This window comes from Labrys sedimenti (genome assembly GCF_034424805.1).
Lineage (GTDB): Bacteria > Pseudomonadota > Alphaproteobacteria > Rhizobiales > Labraceae > Labrys > Labrys sedimenti.
Window position 1 is genome coordinate 309,456 of record NZ_JAXOUF010000002.1, and the last position, 17,072, is coordinate 326,527.

Consider the following 17,072-nt stretch of genomic DNA (forward strand, 5'->3'; position numbering starts at 1 on the left):
CGCTTAGGCAACGATACCCATGATGTCGGATTCCTTCATGATGAGGTAATCCTCACCATCGAGCTTGATCTCGGTGCCGGACCACTTGCCGAACAGGACGCGATCGCCAGCCTTGACATCGAGGGGAGTGAGTTTGCCGGAGTCATCGCGGCCACCGGGGCCAACGGCGACGACCTTGCCCTCCTGGGGCTTTTCCTTGGCGGTGTCGGGAATGATGATGCCGCCCTTGGACTTTTCTTCGGCATCGACGCGCTGTACGACCACGCGGTCGTGGAGCGGACGGAACTTCATGGTTGTCTTCCTCTTGTGCGAGGGGCTTGGCCCCTTGGTCCACATCGAAGGGATTTTATGATAGACCGTTAGCACTCAGCAGAGGTGAGTGCTAACGACTGACCCGGATTTAGTCAGCCCCCCGCGGACTGTCAAGGAGCGCCCCTGCAAACAATTTCGACCAAAGTGAATTTGGTGAATGGGGCCGGGGGCGAATCCCGGCCCGATCTCAGGCCGGCCGAGCCCGCGGAGCGGTGAAAGTGGCGAAGAGGCAGGCTGCCATGATCAGCGTAGCGCCTGCGAGCGTCCAGTTTGTCGGTACTTCGGCGAAGATATAGTAGCCGAAGATCATCGCCCAGACGAAGGCCGTGTATTCCATGATGCCCAGACGTGCCGCATGGCCGCGCGCATAGGCCCAGGCCAGGCACAGATGCCCGAAAGTGCCGAACAGGCCGACCGTGGCGGTGATCAGCCAATGCTCGAGCTTGACCGGCTGCCATTGCCACGCACCGGCCGGCAGCACGAACAGGAACGCGAAGCAGTTGGAGAGCAGCACGATGGTCAACGTCGAATCCTGGCTCGATTGCTGGCGCATCAGCACCATGGACAGGGCATAGAAGAAGGCGCAGCCGAGCGCCGCCATCAGGCCGATCACGTCGAAGGCGTGGGCCCCGCTGGCTTCCTGGCCGCGCGCGATCACCAGCACGCCGGCAAAGCCGACCAGGATGGCGACCAGGGCCCGCACGGCGATCGCCTCCTTCAGGATGATGCGTCCCAGCACCGCCATCAGCAGCGGGGCGAGGAAGGTGAGGGTGATCGCCTCGACCAGAGGCAACCGCGAAATCGCCGTGAAGAAGCAGGCCGCCGTCGCCAGCACCACCATGGCACGCAGGGCATTGCGCTTGAAGGCGGCGGGACTTGGCCAGCCCTTGGCGAAGAGAAGATAGATCACCAGCGCGATCACGGCGCCGGCGCCGTAGCGCATGGTGATGGCCTGCATGAGGGGATAGGTGGTGGAGATCACCTTCATGCCGGTGTCGAGAAAGGCCAGGAAGGTGACCCCCAGCCCCGACATCAGGATGGGGCGCAGCGAAGCCTCGTTCCTCATGGCCGCACCGGCCCTTGGAGTTTTGCCGGGAAGCCGGGCTTGGCGACAACGCCATCCCTTTCGCGGACTTCACGGGTCTCTATAGTGGGGAGGAACACGGGGGTAACCGCTGTGCATCAGGAAATCTTGTTTCCTTTCATTAATAAGGATGGGGGTGAATCGTCCATCGGGCGCCGAAAATATTTCTTTGTCCTCGACCCGTTCTCACTCCTGCCGGAAGCACTTTCCAGCAATCGGAGGAAGACGGCCCGGCACCTTTGTCTTAATTTTGCGTCGTGAGGTTGCGTTGCGTGCGAAAGCGCAGGGACCCGCGACCAATCGCCGTCTTTACTGTCCATCATGGTGCATCGGCCAGAAATCCGGGTTATGACTGAGCCAGATTGGAAGCATTCGAAGCGAGCGACGGCCTCTTGGGGCCGGCAACGCCGGATATTGACCGTCGCCGGCCAAGGCCGGCCGAAGGCGAGTTTGGGTTGAGATGATGAACTATACTGCGATTTTCGAAACGGCCGTCGACGCTCTCCGGCGCGAGAAGCGCTATCGTGTCTTCGCCGACATCGAACGGATCGCGGGGCGTTTTCCCCATGCCCTGTGGCATGCGCCCGATGGCCCGCGCGAGATCGTGGTGTGGTGCTCGAACGATTATCTCGGCATGGGCCAGCATCCCGCCTCGATCGCGGCGATGGTGGAAGCCGCCCAGCAGCTCGGCGTCGGCGCCGGTGGCACCCGCAACATCTCGGGCAACAGCCATCAGGTGGTGACGCTGGAGAACGAGCTCGCCGATCTTCACGGCAAGCCGGCAGCGCTGGTCTTCACCTCCGGCTATGTGTCCAACCAGACCGGCATCTCCACCATCGGCCGGCTGCTGCCCGACGGCCTGATCCTGTCCGACCAGCTCAACCACAATTCGATGATCGAAGGCGTGCGCCAGTCCGGCCGCGAGAAGGCGATCTTCCGCCACAACGATCTCGAACATCTCGAGGATCTCCTGCGCAAGGCCGGCAAGGAGCGTCCCAAGCTGATCGCCTTCGAGAGCGTCTATTCCATGGATGGCGACATCGCACCGATCGGACGGATTTGCGATCTGGCCGAGCGCTACAATGCCATGACCTATCTCGACGAAGTCCATGCCGTCGGCATGTATGGCGCGCGCGGCGGCGGCATCGCCGAGCGTGACGGCGAGATGGGACGCGTCGACGTGATCGAGGGCACGCTCGCCAAGGCTTTCGGTACGCTCGGCGGCTATATCGCCGCGGATACGCCCATCGTCGACGCCGTGCGCTCGCACGCGCCGGGCTTCATCTTTACCTCGGCGCTGCCGCCGGCGGTGGCGGCAGCGGCGCAGGCTTCGGTCCGTCACCTCAAGACCTCGCAGAGCGAGCGCACGGCCCAGCAGGCCAATGCAGCCCGAACCAAGGCGGCGCTGGCGGATGCCGGTTTGCCTGTGACGATCTCGCAAACCCATATCGTGCCGGTGACCGTGGGCGACGCCGAACGCTGCAAGGCGGCCAGCGACCTGCTGCTCGCCGAGCACGGCATCTACATCCAGCCGATCAACTATCCCACCGTGCCGCGCGGCACTGAGCGCCTGCGCATCACGCCGACGCCTTTCCATGACGAGGCCTTGATCGCCGAGCTGACGAAGGCCCTGGTGGCGGTGTGGCGCAAGCTCGACCTGCCCTTCCGGCTGCGGGCCGCTGCGGAATAATAACAAAGGGCATTGAGATCGACTCTTCCTGGGATCGCAGGCATCCTTGCCTGCTCTTCCATTCCTGAAGGTACCGCGTTTCCAAAAGCAGGCAGAGATACCTGCCATCCCAGGAAGCCATGGTGGGACGGGGCCGAAAACAGGCCGTGGCGGTAACCATGATTGCTAGCGCAAAAGTTACCATATTCCGGGAATGGCGCGCCTTGTGGCCCGAAATCAACGGCTGCGCCTTTTGATTCAATCTTTGTTGGCGATTTACGCACAAACGTTTCGTTACGGCTTCCGGGGGGACTGGGGCCGATCGTTCCGGCGTTTGTTGACGTGAGTATCCATGCGCGTACTGGGTCTGCCAGCCATTCTCGTCGCCTGCCTCGCCCTCGCGAGCTGCAGTGCCATCAGCGGCGATCCTGACCGGCCCATCCGGCCGCCGGAGACCACGGGCTCGGTCGCTTCCTCCATTCCGGCACCGCCGGAGCCGGAACCGATCCAGCAGCCCCTGCCCGAGGGCGTGCCGCCGGATACGGTGGCCATGGTGCCGCCGCCGATCTCCAAGCCGCCGCTGCGGCCTGTCGCATTACCCGCCGAGCCGGTGGCGGCGGTCATGGCGGCGCCGATGGTCAGGTCGGGGCCGCGCGAACGCATCTATGGCCGCCGCTTCCGCGATGCCAAGCCGATCAATTTCGGCAGGGCTTCGCCGCGGGCCTTCGCGGTCCATGGTGTCGACGTCTCGCGCTGGCAGGGCGACATCGACTGGCAGACCTTGCGCCAGCAGGGCGCCAACTTCGTCTTCATCAAGGCCACCGACGGTGGCGACCATCTCGATCCCATGTTCAAGCGCAATTGGCGCGGCGCGCATGAGGCGGGCCTGCGTCGCGGCGCCTATCATTTCTTCTATTGGTGCCGCAGCGGCGCCGAGCAGGCACGCTGGTTCATCCGCAACGTGCCGCGCATCCCCGGAGCGCTGCCGCCGGTGCTCGATGTCGAATGGAACGCGGATTCGGCCTGCAAGCGGCGACCTTCGCCCAGCAACATCCGCGATAACATGCAGGCCTTCCTGACCATTGTCGAAAGACATTACGGCCAACGGCCCATCATCTACACGGCGCCCGGCTTCTACCACGACAATCTGGAAGGGGCTTTTCTCGATTACCCGTTCTGGCTGCGCTCCGTCGCCCGCCATCCTTCTCAGGTTTTCGAGGGCAGAAAGTGGGTGTTCTGGCAATATTCCGGCTCGGGCCTTTCGCAGGGCGTCGGCGAGAAAATCGACCTCAACGTCTTCAATGGCAGCGCCGAGGCCTGGTATCGCTGGCTCGGGACGAATGCGGACGGAGGTGGCGCAGGCCAGGATCGGTATGCATCGCGGTAATAGCTTACAATTTTAATGGACTTTGACGTCGCCGCCTAAATGATTGATCGTCGGCTCGATCGGATTTCGAGTCGATGGATCTTCCAATGCGCATCATCCTTGCCGCCTTTTCCGCCTGCTTCCTGGTTTTCGCCTCGCTCGGCGCGGTCCTGGCGGCCGAGCGCTGGGAGACGCTGCCGCCGACGCCGGCACCCGTCGCCAAAGGCGGCTACGCCGACATCAACGGCATCAAGCTTTATTACGCAACCCTCGGCAAGGGAGCGCCGGTCGTGCTGCTGCATGGCGGCCTGGGCAACTCGGACTATTGGGGCCTGCAGGCCAAGGCCTTGGCTCGGCGCCACAAAGTGATCCTCGTCGACAGCCGCGGCCATGGCCGCTCGAGCCGGGACGCCAAGCCCTATGGCTATGATTTGATGGCCGACGACGTCGTTGCCCTGCTCGACAAGCTCAAGATCAGACAAGCCGATATCGTCGGCTGGAGCGACGGTGCCATTCTCGGTATCGATCTGGCCATCCGCCATCCCGACCGTGTCAACAAGGTCTTCGCCTTTGCGGCCAACACCGTGACGTCAGGCGTCAAGGACGGCGTCGACAAGAATCCGACGTTCGCCGCCTATATCGAACGAGCCGGCAGAGAATATGCCAAGCTGTCGCCGACCCCGAAGGAGTATAAGGCCTTTGTCGGGCAGATCGGCCAGATGTGGGCGACCCAGCCGAGCTGGACCGACGTGCAACTCAAGGCGATCAAGACACCGGTGCTGGTGGTCGATGGCGACCGCGACGAGGCGATCAAGCGCGAGCATACCGAACATATCGCCGCCACCATTCCCGGCGCCGGCCTTTTGATCCTGCCCAATGCCAGTCATTTCGCCTTCCTGCAGGATCCGGCCCTGTTCAATGCGGCGCTCCTGGGGTTCCTCGACGGGAAGTGAGGCAAGAGGGCTGTTCGGAGGTTGGCGGAGGACGGATGATGCCGATCGACTGGAATGAGGCGGTCGCTCATGCCTTGTCACTTCCTGGCGCCGAGATGTCGACGAGTTATGGCAAGCCGGCCGTCAAGGTGAACGGCCGGGCCTTTCTCACCCCGGGGCACGAGGCGGATTCCTTTTGCCTCCAGATCGACAAGGACAGTATCGAGATGCTGCTGGCACTCGATCCCGAAACCTATTGGCAGAGCGCCCACTATGTCGGCTGGCCGGCCGTGCTGGTACGCGAAGCGACGCCGCATGCCGACCACGTGCTGGGCATGATCGGCAGGGCTCACGCCTGGAATGCATCACGGCCGGCGCCGCGTAACCGCAAGAAGGCGTGAGCGGCGCCTAAGGCGATCGGCTACGACGGTCGGGAGGCGACGGCGGCGTCCCCCTCACGATCGCCTCCAGGCATTGCAGGAACAGATGAAGCATGCCCGGTTTCGGCCCTTTGTCGGTCTCGATCAAGAAGCCGTTACGTCTCGGGGCTTGGCACCAATGGCGGCCCCAGGGATCATCCTGATATTCGGTGCTGGACATCGTCGAACTCCGATCACCGTTGTTCGACATAGTATAGGATCTGTCTGCTGACCGCAGCCTGTCAGCAATCGATGCGTCCCGCTATGCCCGGCGTTCCGGCTCCGAGCGATGCAGGTAGCCGGCGAAGACATCCACCGAAGCCGCTTTTGCGACCTGGGGCAGCAGGCGGCCGATCTCGCCGCGATGATAACCGCCATGCGTGATGACATGCGCCAGCATTTCCTCGCGCGACATCCGTCCCGGCTGCCCGTCCGTGAACCTGAAGCGAAGGGGTTCCTGCAATCCTCCCGTCGACAGGCCTGCGACATAGTCGAGATAGGCCTGGTCCGTCTGCCGAACATCCGTGGCCGGGCCCGTCAAGGGCGGCGGGTCGATGGGCTCGTTGTCGTCATAGCCATGGCTGTGCCCCTGCAGATGGGCCAGGAAGATGCGATCGACGATATGGGCATGATTGAAAAGGCGGAGCGCCGCACCGAAATCGGCAGGCGGCCCGGCCCGATCGACTTCGATCAGAGCATCGAGCAGCAGGCCGTCTGCCCAGGCCTTGTAGCGATACAGAGATGTCAGAAGGGACTGCGCGCCCATGCGCTTTCTCCATCTTGCCCGATCACACCAGACTTGCATTGCTCGCGCATTCGTACAAATTCAAATTTGACCCTCAAGAATAAGCAGATGTTATGAAGCCTTCGATCAATCTCAGGCAGGTGGAAGCCTTCAGGGCCGTCATGCAGACCGGCCGGATGACCTTAGCGGCGGAGCTGATGGCGGTGACGCAGCCGGCGGTCAGCCGGCTCGTCGCCGATCTGGAGCGCGCCACCGGCCTCGATCTGTTCGAGCGCAGAGGCAACCAGATCCGGCCGACACGTGCCGCCATCGATCTGATGCGGGAGGTGGAGCGAGCCTTTGTCGGCCTGGATCGGATCGCCGCGCTCGCCGGGGAAATCGGGCGGCAATCGGCCGGCACGTTGCGGATCGCCGCGATGCCGGCCTTGGGCAATGGCCTGCTGCCGCGTTTTCTCGCGCGCTTCCTGCGCGACAAGCCCGGACTGAGTGCCTCCTTGAATACGCTCCCTTCCGCCATGGTGATCGAAGCGGTGGCGGCTGGCCAGGCCGATATCGGCTATGCGGACGAGCCGCTCGAGCGGGGCGGCTTCCTCATCGAGGCTCATCCGGCGGCTGCGATCGTGGCCATCCCGGCGGGCCACCGGCTGGACGCCAAGACGATGATCGAACCCGGCGACCTTGCCGGCGAGCGCGTCATCAACCTGGATCCCGGCACGCTGTTTTCCATGCGGGTGGAACAGGCGCTGGCGGGCGTGCCGCGGCTCGCCGCGCTCGAAGCCCGGCTCTCCTACTCGGCCCTGACCCTGGTGGCCGAAGGGGCCGGCATCGCGCTCGTCGATCCGGCCTCGGCGAGCGAATTCGCTGGGCAGGACATCGTTTTTCGGCCTTTCAGCCTCTACATCGATGCGGGCTTCCAGATGGTCCGCTCGGCGAATCAAGCGCGTCTCGAAGTGGCGGAGCGCTTTGCGGTCGAGTTCAGAGCCTATCTGAACGAGCACCTTGGCAAAACGCGCTAGCCAAGCTCGGGGGGATTACGGCTTTTCAATAAGCGAGGCGGCCTTTGAGATCGTCGAACGGGATCATGACATGGTCCCGATAGGAATCACGCTCGCTGAGCCGCCCGTACCAGGCCTGCACGTTCGGGATGTCCGGTCGCGGAATATCGAGATTGAAATAGCGATAGAGAGTGGTGCCGGCAGCGATGTCCGCCAGGCTGAGATCGGTGCCCAGCATGTGGAGCCTGCCTTCCAGCCAGCGGTCGAGCAGCAGGAAATGGGCATTGCAGCGTTCGATGCCGCGATGGATGCGTGACCAGTCCCGTTGTGCTTCCGGCGTACGGTAGAAGCCCCAGAACACCTCGGAAAGGAAGGCGGGTTGCAGCGTGGTCTGCGACCAGTCCATCCAGCGTTCGAATTGCGAGCGCTCGCCGGCATCGTCCGGCCAGAAATGCGCGCGCCCGAAGCGGGCGGCGAGATAGCGCAGGATCGTGTGCGATTCCCACACTGCATTGCCCGCATCCTCGATCAGCGGCACCCGGCCATGCGGATTCAGCGCCAGGAATTCGGGCCGATCCAGGCCGCCGAAACTGCCACCGGCCGGAATGTGCTCATGGGCGATGCCGAGTTCGCCGACCAGCCACATCACCTTCTGGACGTTGAAGGAATTGCGGCGTCCCCAGATCTTCAGCATGCCCGGCGGTCCCTGATGCCAAAGGGGCGCGAACCGGCATGGTCGCGCCCCATCAAAAGATTGCAAGGCTGGGTCCGCTGCGAGGCGGAACAGCCTCAGCCCTCGCCGGAGATGCGCTCGATCTGGGCGCCGCAGGCGGCGAGCTTGCGTTCCAGGTTCTCGAAACCGCGGTCGAGGTGGTAGATGCGATTGACGACGGTGTCGCCCTGGGCGGCGAGGCCGGCGATCACCAGCGACACCGAGGCGCGCAGATCCGTCGCCATCACCGGGGCACCCTTGAGGGTCGAGACCCCCTCGACGATCGCCGTCTGGCCGTCGAGATGGATATGGGCGCCGAGGCGGGCCAGCTCCTGCACATGCATGAAACGGTTCTCGAAGATCGTCTCGGTGATGCGCGACTTGCCCTTGGCCTTGGTCATCAGGCCCATCAGCTGGGCCTGCAGGTCGGTCGGGAAGCCCGGGAAGGGCTCGGTGGTCACGGCGACCGGATCGATGCCGTGGCCGTTGCGGCGCACGCGGATGCCCTCATTGGTGGCGGCGATCTCGGCGCCGGCCTCACGCAGCACGTCGAGCGCGTTCTCGAACAGCTCGGGCTGGGCGCCTTCCAGCATGACGTCGCCGCCGGCCATCGCTACGCACATGGCATAGGTGCCGGCCTCGATGCGGTCGGAGATCACGCGGTGATGCGCGCCCTGCAGGCGGGAGACGCCGGTGATTTCGATGGTGGAGGTGCCGGCGCCCTTGATTTTGGCGCCCATCTTGATCAGGCAGTCGGCGACATCGACGATCTCGGGTTCACGCGCCGCATTGTGGATGACAGTGGTGCCTTCGGCGAGCGTCGCCGCCATCAGCGCGACATGGGTGCCGCCGACGGTGACCTTCGGGAAATCAATCTCGGCGCCCTTCAGGCCGTTCTTCGCCTCGGCGACGGCATAGCCGTTCTCGATCTCGATCTTGGCGCCGAGCCGCTCCATCGCCATCAAGAGGAAGTCGACCGGGCGCGTGCCGATGGCGCAACCGCCGGGCAGGGAGACGCGGGCATGGCCCATGCGGGCGAGCAGCGGGCCGAGCACCCAGAAGCTGGCGCGCATGCGCGAGACCAGTTCGTAGGGCGCGGTGGTGTCGACGATGGAGCGCGCATCGAGGCGCACGGTCTGGCCGGTCAGCTCCAGTTCGCCCGGGCGCTTGCCGGCAATGGTGACGTCGAGGCCGTGATTGCCGAGGATGCGGGCAAGCAAGGCGACGTCGGCCAGGCGCGGCACATTGGTGAGGGTGAGCACGTCTTCGGAGAGCAGGCTCGCGATCATCAGCGGCAGGGCAGCGTTCTTGGCGCCGGAAATCGGAATGACGCCGTGGAGCGGCGTGCCGCCGGTGATCTTGATTCGATCCATGGTCGATCCTTCGGAATGGCTTCGGCCTCGCCTGTAATCGGCGCAGTGGCGGCCGGGAGGCAAGCAGTCGAGCAGCGTAAGAGATAAGGTTAACCGGTTTGAGTAAACGAAGCGCAAAGGCCGGACAAGGGCGAAGCCGGGGCAGAATCGCGGCGGGGCCTATTCGCTGTCGTCCTGTGGCATTTTCGCATCGGCATCGGCGGTTTCCCGGCCTTCGTCCGATAATGCATCACGCCCGGCGTCACGCCCGCGCGACTGGCTCTTGCGCCGGCCGAGATTGGCGCGCAGGGCCTTGGCCAGGCGCTCGGCGCGTTTTTCGGCTTCGGTTTTCACGGGTGTTTTCATCAAATGACGACTTTATGCAGCAACCGGCTTGCGCCGGAGCCTCCCTTGTGGCACTAGAGCGCCGCGCCGGGCAAGTCCCTCGGCAGAAGCTGCAGTAGCTCAGTGGTAGAGCACTCCCTTGGTAAGGGAGAGGTCGAGAGTTCAATCCTCTCTTGCAGCACCATCCCAATTTCCGAAATGTTTGGTTGTTCGCGCTGCCGCTTCGGCGGTCTGCGCGTGCTTTCGGGCCGTCACACCTTGATGAGGTTCGCCGAAATCGGAAAGGCAGCGCTACGCTCCGGGGGGCCCTTCTTCAGGCAAGTGGATTCGTGGAAAACACCTTCGGCGGGGGAAAGGCGGACAAAATGAAACGGGCCGGATATCCGGCCCGCATAAGCACTGTCCCCCATGGCTCGGCGAGTGCCGATCCTTCCTCAAATCTCCGGGCGGACCAGCTTCTTGGCCGGCGGGCGCAGGTCGTAGATCGCTTCCAGTTCTGCCAGCATGTCCGGCAGGCTCCTGGCGCCGGCCGCGAGAGAGGGGGCTTCTTCAGTCACGTCGCCGTTGCGGACATGCTCCTGCCACTGGGCTTCGCTCATCTGGCCGGAGAGATAGCAGGCGCGAAGAAGATTGGCTTGTTCGGTAGTCATTGCAATCGATTGGTTGAAAAGAAAACGGGTAACGCCATGATAAAGCGAGGCGTCACGCGGCCAAGTCAGCAATTAGGCGTTGGCCTGCGCCGAAAGAATTAGGCTGAAGGGGGTACGACTGGTCCGGGGCCGCGATGAGGCCGCATCAAGGAAAGTCTGTGATTCCAGGTGCGATGGCGGCGAGGCGGAAGGGCTGGCCCGAAGGAGAGGGCAGCCCGATTGTTTCCGTTCAGGCGAGTGCCGCTGGACGTATGGCGATGCCAGGCAGGCGCGTTTCAATCTTTTCCGGCGCCATTGAAGTTGTTGTCGTGGTTGACGTTGCGTTAATCTTTCGCTCGTTCAAGACGAACCAGCGATGTGCAATTAGAATTACGAGAGCTACAATAAGGTCGAGGACGATCATGCTGAGCATGGTCGAATTAAAAAAATAACTGAACCAGTCGCTGGAAATCTGAGCGTTTTGCGAAATATCTGTCATTCCCTGGTTGAACTCCAGTTCACCTGCAGCGCCCCGCCGCCCGGTAGCCTTACGCTAGGGATGATTAGGTTGCACAAACGTTAACGCATGTCTCGTTATTCGACCGTGACGAAGCGCACAGGCTGCGCGGCACGATGCCGCGCCGCTGGCGGCGGGATAGCGGCCTACCTTGTCGATGCCCGGCATGGGCATTGAGTGCCACAACGGAGACGTGCGGTGAGCTACGGACTTTATATCGGGCGGAACCATACGGCGGACGGCATCGCCTATCTCGCCGGCTATGGCGACGAGCCTTCGAGCCACTGGCTCGAGCTCTTGCCTCGCTGCCGGCATGAGGCCGATGCGCGCATCCCGGTCGGCGTGACGCCGCAGGCCGATCTGCCCGGACGGATGGGCGCAATTCCGCAGGTTTCCGAAACGGCGCGGCACCTGCGCGTCAGCTACAGCTACTACAAGGGCGTGCCGGCCCCGCTCACCAATGGCGGGCTCAACGAGCATGGCGTCGCGGTGCGCGACATCTGGTCATCCTCGCGCGCCGAACTGGTGGCGATGACGCCGCCGGATCAGACCGGCCCCAATTACAGCGACCTTGCCCGTCTCGTGCTGGAGCGGGCGCGCACGGCCCGCGAAGGCGTCGAGATCATCGCCGACCTGATTGCCCGGCATGGCTATGCCGATTACGGCGGCAATTCGCATCTGATCGCCGATGCCGAGGAAGCCTGGGTGGTGATCGAGTTCTCAGGCGGCCGCGGCCTGTGGGTGGCGGAGCGGCTCGGGCCGCACGCCATTCGCGCCTCCCGGCCCGGCTATGTCGGGCTGGTACCGGTCGAGGATCCGGCACGGAGGGATTTCCTCTATCCGGCGCACTTCGTCTCCTTCGCGCAGGAACAGGGCTGGCATCGGCCCGGCACGCCTTTCGATGCCAATGCCGTCTATGGCGACGGCAGGGGCCGCTGGGCCGGCGTGCAATGGATCGAAGCGGAAATGGCGGCGAGGGCGGCTCGGCCGGAGAAGATCAGCCTTGCGGATATCTTCTGGGCCGTGCGCACGGAAAGGCTGACCGGCGACACCGCCGGCTATGGCCAGGTGGTGCCGCTGCTGGGCGTGGTTCCCGACGCCTTGCGGCTCATATGGCATACGCAGGTCGGCGCAGTGGCGGCGCCGTTCGTGCCCGTGTTCCTGGGCATCGAGAGCGTGCCGGAGGAATATCGGCAACACCGCTATCTCAGCGACGGCGAAGCCTCACGCTTTCTCGATAGCCGCCATGCCGAGAACGGGCGTCCACAGACGCTGTCGGCTGTACCGCAGGGTATCGAATCGACTCGCTCGGCAGGCCTGGCCGGCAAGCGCCTGCTCAACCTGCTCTTCCAGCACGACGAAACCTTCCTGCCCGAAGCCCTGGCACTGTGGCGGGCGATCGAGGCGACGCTCATCGGGGAGCAGGCGCGAATCGCGCGTAGCGCTGCGGTGCTGCTCGAAGCCGGCGAGCCGGACCTCGCCGCACATCTCCTTACTTATTTCACCGGCACGGAGTTGCGGCGCGCCCTCGATGTCATGGAGCAGCTGGCGCAAGCCCTGGAAATCCGGACGCGCTATCTCTTCGGCTTCAGGGCCGAGCCCACTCCGCGAGCCCCGGCGCAGATCTGGTGACAGGGCCGTTGCGCGCCAGCATCGCCGCCATCCCCGCAATGCTCAGCACCAGGGCGAAGGGGATGAGGCGGAAGGTGAAAGAGGCATGCTGGATGGTGTGGTTGGCCTTGAGCTCCACCGCCAGCATCGGCAGGAGCGTCAGCGCCAGAACGGCGAGCGCGCCGGCCGCCCGGCCGCGCCGCAGCGCCAGCGAGAACAGCACGAGCCATGCCAGGAGGCAGGCCGCGATCGGCCACCAGCCCAGAGGCATGGCCGCGCTTTCCAGGAGCATTTCGTAGAGGGCCCGCAGGGGCCGGTAGATCCCGTCGCCGCCGCCGAACCAGCGGGCGAAATCCTGGCTCGGCACCGAGGTCTGTTCCCCGAAGATCCGGCCGGCGAGGACCACCAGGCCCCATTTCGTCGCCCACATGGCGAAATAGCCGGCGATGACAATGGCCTGCAAGAGGATCGCCTGCATCAGGCTGGCCCCGAGCGGGCGCTGCTCCGCCAGCACGGCGCGCAGCAGGAAGGTCCAGCCGAGCACATAGGCCAGCAGGTCGGGATTGTAGAGAAAATCGAAGAAATTGTAGATCGCGCCCATGGCGAAGGCCCAGGGCGCGAAGCCAAGCAGTTCCATCGGCCCCCGCTTGCGCAAGGCCACCGCCCAGCACAGCAGGAGGACCGAGAGGGAAATCATATGGGTCGGCGTCAGGCCTGATATCGGCAGGTCCGTCATCACCAGGCCCAGGGCCGTCACGGCGACGAGCGTGGCGATCCGCGCCGGGCTCGCCGTGCCCCGGAGGACGGGAGGCAAGAACGGTGCCAGCACCAGAAAGGCGCACAGGAAGAGGAAGGCGCCGCCCCAGAGCTGCAGGCTGTGATAGGAAAAGAACGACAGGAACGGTTCGGTAATGAGGCGGTAGCCGTGCCAGTAGCGCGAATAGGGATAATGCGGCTGCTCGGTACCGGCGAGTTGGTCGCGCAGGCTGTCGCAGATTGATTTCGGCGGCTGCCACAGCAGGGCCGGGGACTGCAGCGTGAAGGTGATCGGATTGGCCGCGCCTGGCGCGATCGCCGTCGAGAGGCCGATGCATTCGCTGAAATGGCTGAGCCGATGCCGGCCGATGCGCTCGAACGCCTCGTGATCGCCGAAGGTCTGGCTGGCAAAGGCCTGCCTGACGGCATCCTTGATGGCCTCGGGCCGGCGCAGGCCATCGGCCAGCCCCAGCGAGAGACAGGCCAGCACGACGATCACGGCAAGGGCCGTGAGCGCCCGCGCGAGGGGTTTGGCGGTCGGATCCAAGCAGAGAACCCCCGAGTTCCGGTAGCAACGCGCCGGAACTGGCGGCAAATGCTGCATCTTGTCAATTCGTTCCAGATGCCTCGCGAACAGGCAGGCGGCCTGCCGATTTGCTGGAAGGGCCTTATGACACAATTGCCCAAATATTGGGCGCTTCCTGAGAACGGGAGGCCTGTACATCCGGAGCCAAAGGCGGCATAGCGCAAGGAAAGGATCGATGTGCTCGGGACTCCCGGGCAAACAGGGAGAAGCCGAAAGTGGCACAGGCAGATATCGCAGTCATCGGCATGGCAGTCATGGGGCGCAACCTCGCCATGAACATTGCCGAGAAGGGTTTCAAGGTCGCCGTCTACAACCGCTCCTCGGCCCGTACCGACGAGGCCCTGGTCGAAGCCGGCGATCTCGCCGGCAACATGATCGCCTGCCGCTCGATCGAGGAACTGGTCGCGGCCCTCAAGCCGCCGCGTGCGCTGCTGCTGATGGTGAAGGCGGGCGCCGCCGTCGACGAGACCATCGCCCAGCTCAAGCCGCATCTGGCCAAGGGCGACATCATCATCGATGCCGGCAATGCCAATTACCGCGACAGCGTCGCCCATGACCAGGCCCTGTCGGCGGAAGGCTTCGAGTTCCTCGGCGTCGGCGTCTCCGGCGGCGAAGAAGGCGCCCGCCACGGCCCATCGATCATGGTCGGCGGAAGCCAGAAGGCCTGGGAGCGTGTCCAGCCCGTGCTGACGGCGATCGCCGCGCGTTATCAGGGCGAATCCTGCTGCGCCTATATGGGCCCGGCCGGCGCCGGCCATTTCGTCAAGACGCTGCACAACGGCATCGAATATGCCGACATGCAGATGATCGCCGAAGCCTATGGCCTGATGCGATCGGGCCTCGGCATGACGCCATCGGCCATTGCCGACGTGTTCGAGGGCTGGACCAAGGGCCCGCTCGCCTCCTATCTCACCGAGATCACCGTGCAGGCCCTGCGCACCGCCGATCCCGCCACCGGCAAGCCGCTGGTCGACGTCATTCTGGACAGCGCTGGCCAGAAGGGTACCGGCCGCTGGTCGGCCATCGAGGCGCTCGATCTCGGCGTGCCGGCGAGCGCCATTGCCGCGGCGGTCGAGGCGCGCGGCCTGTCCGGCATGCGCAGCCTGCGCCAGGCCGTGAAAGGCGCCCTCGGCGATGCCGAGCGGGCGGCCATCGGCACGGCGACGCCTGAGGTTATTGCCGAGATCGAGAAGACCCTGCTCACCGGCAAGATCCTGGCCTATGCCCAGGGCTTCGATGTCCTGGCTGCCGGTTCCAAGCAGTTCGGCTGGAACCTGCCGCTCGCCGAGATCGCCAAGATCTGGCGCGCCGGCTGCATCATCCGTTCGCGCATGCTCGACAGCATGTCGCGCGCCTACTCGGCGACGCCGGCACCGGAATCGCTGATCCTCGATCCGGATTTCGCGGGCGAGCTCAAGGCGAGCCTGCCGGCTGCCCGCAGGATCCTCGGCCTTGCCGTCGCCAATGGCCATCCGGTTCCCGCGCTGACCTCGGCTCTCAATTATCTGCAGCAGCTGCGCGCCAGCCGGGCTACCGTGGATCTGGTACAGGCCCAGCGCGACATCTTCGGGGCCCATGGCTTCGAGCGCATCGACCAGCCCGGCGCCCATCACGGCCCCTGGCACACCGGCGCCGAGTAAGCCGGGGCAAAGTGCGATTTCCATACGTCGCACTTTCTCTCGAATGCTTCGTGTTGGTGCGTTTTCTGGTCGAGAAGCCGCTCGGCTCTTCTGGAAGATGTTCATGAAAAAGGGGGCATGGTTCGCCATGCCCCCTTGCAATGCGGGTGTCGGATAGCCGACGCCTTTTTTCAGAAACGATTGGGAACGCAGCGCCGGCCGGACGGGGCGGGATGTGTGCCGCGAGGGCAGGCCGGGCGGCGATAGGCCGGGCCGGGACGCTGGAAGCGGTCCGCGCGGCGGATTTCGCAGCGCCCGAAGCGGTTGCGCTCCATGCCCGGACCGCAGCGGAAGGCAATTTCGTTGACGACCAGCGAGCCCTTCGTCATCTGTGGGGAGGCAGGCATGGCCTGCGCAGCTCCCGATGCTGCCGCAATAAATCCGAGGGCGGCAGCAATCTTTACAATTCTTAACATAGTATCCGTCTCCGTTGGTGAATATTAATAGCCGCCCAGCCGATGTAACGTAGGGGAATGTTACGTTGTTGGGTATATGGAGGTGGGCGAAAAGTGTCAATGCACACCGATTGATCAGGCGTGAATGTACACACGCGCCGGCGCGCGTGGTAAATTTTTGGTATTCTCGTCGAGGGCTACCTATTTGTTTGGGCTGGCCATTTTCTTGAACACGCTGTCTATAGCGTTCATCAGCAGCATGTCGGGCTGGTGCCGACAGACGCCCTTCACCGCCAGAATGATGCCGTTGCCATCCGTGCGACTGCCGACCCAGTGATTGTCGTTGCGGCTGTTGAGCCCGGTCCACCAGCCGAGAATCCAGCTATTGCCTTCGCCTTCGAGGCGCGTGGTGGAGAGCCAATATTTGCATGGCATCGTGCCGACGCCGAGCGCCATATAGTCATAGGCCCGGGCGGACGATGCGGTGATTAAGGTAGCAGCTGCTGCCAGGCAGAGTACCCCGACGTGGCCCCTGCGGGGACCTCGTCGGGGTACTCCAGAACAGTCTGGTCGCTTGCAGATCCCTTCTGGTCGTGTCCATGGCCCGATCAGGAGGAGCCTGTCTAGAATCAGATGGAACTTCCTCACCCTTCATTCCCGTCGCTGACATGATCGAATTGCGCCCCTTGCAGCAGGCGATGCCGAGCCAGGCGGACGCCGACGCCCCGGCCATGTTCAGAGATGAACTCCACCCCGCCGGTCTCGAGCGCCCGGCGGATGGCCGCGGCGTTCGCACTGGTGATCTGCGGAACGTCGTCGAAGGCATCGGCTCGCCGGATCGTCGCCACGCCGAGGCTGGAGGCATCCGCCAGCTTCTGGGCAGTCCAGCGCAGCAGGGCACGGCCGGCCCGAATCTGCGCACCGGTAATCGGGGTAGCATGCATCACGTCAGTCCCCTCTCTTATCGG

Annotated in this window: 19 protein-coding genes and 1 tRNA gene; 8 read left to right on the plus strand and 12 right to left on the minus strand. The window is 64.1% G+C overall.

All coding sequences use genetic code 11. The annotated features are described in order from the left end of the window. Positions 1–3: 3 nt before the first annotated feature. On the minus strand, positions 4–291 hold the full coding sequence (gene groES / locus U1R88_RS07875; protein WP_068286711.1) for a co-chaperone GroES: 288 nt from the start codon (positions 289–291) through the stop codon (positions 4–6). 208 nt (positions 292–499) lie between these two features. Next, a complete protein-coding gene (locus U1R88_RS07880) occupies positions 500–1,378 on the minus strand; it encodes a DMT family transporter (protein ID WP_322430752.1) in 879 nt (292 codons plus the stop codon). A gap of 481 nt (positions 1,379–1,859) precedes the next feature. Here U1R88_RS07880 and hemA point away from each other — a divergent pair, with 481 nt between their 5' ends. The 4 genes from hemA (at position 1,860) to U1R88_RS07900 (ending at position 5,764) form a co-directional block, all read left to right on the plus strand. Continuing rightward, positions 1,860–3,086, plus strand: coding sequence for a 5-aminolevulinate synthase (hemA, locus tag U1R88_RS07885; RefSeq protein ID WP_322431354.1), 1,227 nt, complete (start codon positions 1,860–1,862; stop codon positions 3,084–3,086). Positions 3,087–3,417: 331 nt separating this feature from the next. Beyond that, complete coding sequence (locus U1R88_RS07890; protein WP_322430753.1) at positions 3,418–4,452, plus strand: glycoside hydrolase family 25 protein; 1,035 nt, start codon at positions 3,418–3,420, stop codon at positions 4,450–4,452. A gap of 86 nt (positions 4,453–4,538) precedes the next feature. Next, on the plus strand, positions 4,539–5,384 hold the full coding sequence (locus tag U1R88_RS07895; protein WP_322430754.1) for an alpha/beta fold hydrolase: 846 nt from the start codon (positions 4,539–4,541) through the stop codon (positions 5,382–5,384). A 35-nt stretch (positions 5,385–5,419) separates the two neighbouring features. Further along, the gene (locus tag U1R88_RS07900; RefSeq protein WP_322430755.1) at positions 5,420–5,764 is read left to right on the plus strand and encodes an MmcQ/YjbR family DNA-binding protein; all 345 of its coding nucleotides are present in this window, start codon (positions 5,420–5,422) and stop codon (positions 5,762–5,764) included. Between the two features lie 280 nt (positions 5,765–6,044). Here U1R88_RS07900 and U1R88_RS07905 read toward each other — a convergent pair whose 3' ends face one another. Beyond that, positions 6,045–6,548, minus strand: coding sequence for a DinB family protein (locus tag U1R88_RS07905; RefSeq protein WP_322430756.1), 504 nt, complete (start codon positions 6,546–6,548; stop codon positions 6,045–6,047). Positions 6,549–6,640: 92 nt separating this feature from the next. On the opposite strand from U1R88_RS07905, the gene U1R88_RS07910 reads away from it, so the two are divergent. After that, positions 6,641–7,543, plus strand: a complete 903-nt coding sequence (locus U1R88_RS07910; protein WP_322430757.1) for a LysR substrate-binding domain-containing protein — start codon at positions 6,641–6,643, stop codon at positions 7,541–7,543. A 25-nt stretch (positions 7,544–7,568) separates the two neighbouring features. Here the strand turns inward: U1R88_RS07910 and U1R88_RS07915 are convergent, their stop codons facing one another. The 3 genes from U1R88_RS07915 to U1R88_RS07925 form a co-directional block, all read right to left on the minus strand. Next, complete coding sequence (locus U1R88_RS07915; RefSeq protein WP_322430758.1) at positions 7,569–8,216, minus strand: glutathione S-transferase family protein; 648 nt, start codon at positions 8,214–8,216, stop codon at positions 7,569–7,571. Between the two features lie 95 nt (positions 8,217–8,311). Then, a complete protein-coding gene (murA, locus tag U1R88_RS07920; protein WP_322430759.1) occupies positions 8,312–9,607 on the minus strand; it encodes a UDP-N-acetylglucosamine 1-carboxyvinyltransferase in 1,296 nt (431 codons plus the stop codon). Positions 9,608–9,766: 159 nt separating this feature from the next. Beyond that, a complete protein-coding gene (locus U1R88_RS07925; protein WP_425545396.1) occupies positions 9,767–9,940 on the minus strand; it encodes a hypothetical protein in 174 nt (57 codons plus the stop codon). Positions 9,941–10,040: 100 nt separating this feature from the next. On the opposite strand from U1R88_RS07925, the gene U1R88_RS07930 reads away from it, so the two are divergent. After that, positions 10,041–10,115: transfer RNA gene (locus tag U1R88_RS07930), tRNA-Thr, on the plus strand. A gap of 250 nt (positions 10,116–10,365) precedes the next feature. Here U1R88_RS07930 and U1R88_RS07935 read toward each other — a convergent pair. After that, entirely contained in the window at positions 10,366–10,581 is a 216-nt protein-coding gene (locus tag U1R88_RS07935) for a hypothetical protein (RefSeq protein ID WP_322430761.1), read from the minus strand. A gap of 229 nt (positions 10,582–10,810) precedes the next feature. Beyond that, complete coding sequence (locus tag U1R88_RS07940) at positions 10,811–11,059, minus strand: hypothetical protein (protein WP_322430762.1); 249 nt, start codon at positions 11,057–11,059, stop codon at positions 10,811–10,813. A 216-nt stretch (positions 11,060–11,275) separates the two neighbouring features. On the opposite strand from U1R88_RS07940, the gene U1R88_RS07945 reads away from it, so the two are divergent. Then, positions 11,276–12,709 carry a C69 family dipeptidase gene (locus U1R88_RS07945; protein ID WP_322430763.1) on the plus strand — a complete coding sequence of 478 codons (1,434 nt, stop codon included), beginning with the start codon at positions 11,276–11,278 and terminating at the stop codon, positions 12,707–12,709. Here U1R88_RS07945 and U1R88_RS07950 read toward each other — a convergent pair. Beyond that, complete coding sequence (locus U1R88_RS07950) at positions 12,666–13,991, minus strand: hypothetical protein (RefSeq protein WP_322430764.1); 1,326 nt, start codon at positions 13,989–13,991, stop codon at positions 12,666–12,668. The two genes, U1R88_RS07945 and U1R88_RS07950, sit on opposite strands and share 44 nt — an antisense overlap. 254 nt (positions 13,992–14,245) lie before the next feature. Here U1R88_RS07950 and gndA point away from each other — a divergent pair, with 254 nt between their 5' ends. Then, positions 14,246–15,670, plus strand: a complete 1,425-nt coding sequence (gene gndA / locus U1R88_RS07955; RefSeq protein WP_322430765.1) for an NADP-dependent phosphogluconate dehydrogenase — start codon at positions 14,246–14,248, stop codon at positions 15,668–15,670. A 170-nt stretch (positions 15,671–15,840) separates the two neighbouring features. On the opposite strand, the gene U1R88_RS07960 is transcribed toward gndA, so the two are convergent. The 3 genes from U1R88_RS07960 to U1R88_RS07970 all read right to left on the minus strand — a co-directional run bounded on the left by U1R88_RS07960 (position 15,841) and on the right by U1R88_RS07970 (position 17,048). Further along, positions 15,841–16,056, minus strand: a complete 216-nt coding sequence (locus U1R88_RS07960) for a hypothetical protein (protein ID WP_322430766.1) — start codon at positions 16,054–16,056, stop codon at positions 15,841–15,843. 249 nt (positions 16,057–16,305) lie between these two features. Then, positions 16,306–16,560: a hypothetical protein gene (locus U1R88_RS07965; protein WP_068286673.1), complete on the minus strand. Its 255-nt coding sequence runs from the start codon at positions 16,558–16,560 to the stop codon at positions 16,306–16,308. 188 nt (positions 16,561–16,748) lie between these two features. Continuing rightward, positions 16,749–17,048: a hypothetical protein gene (locus U1R88_RS07970; protein WP_068286669.1), complete on the minus strand. Its 300-nt coding sequence runs from the start codon at positions 17,046–17,048 to the stop codon at positions 16,749–16,751. Between the last annotated feature and the right edge of the window lie 24 nt (positions 17,049–17,072).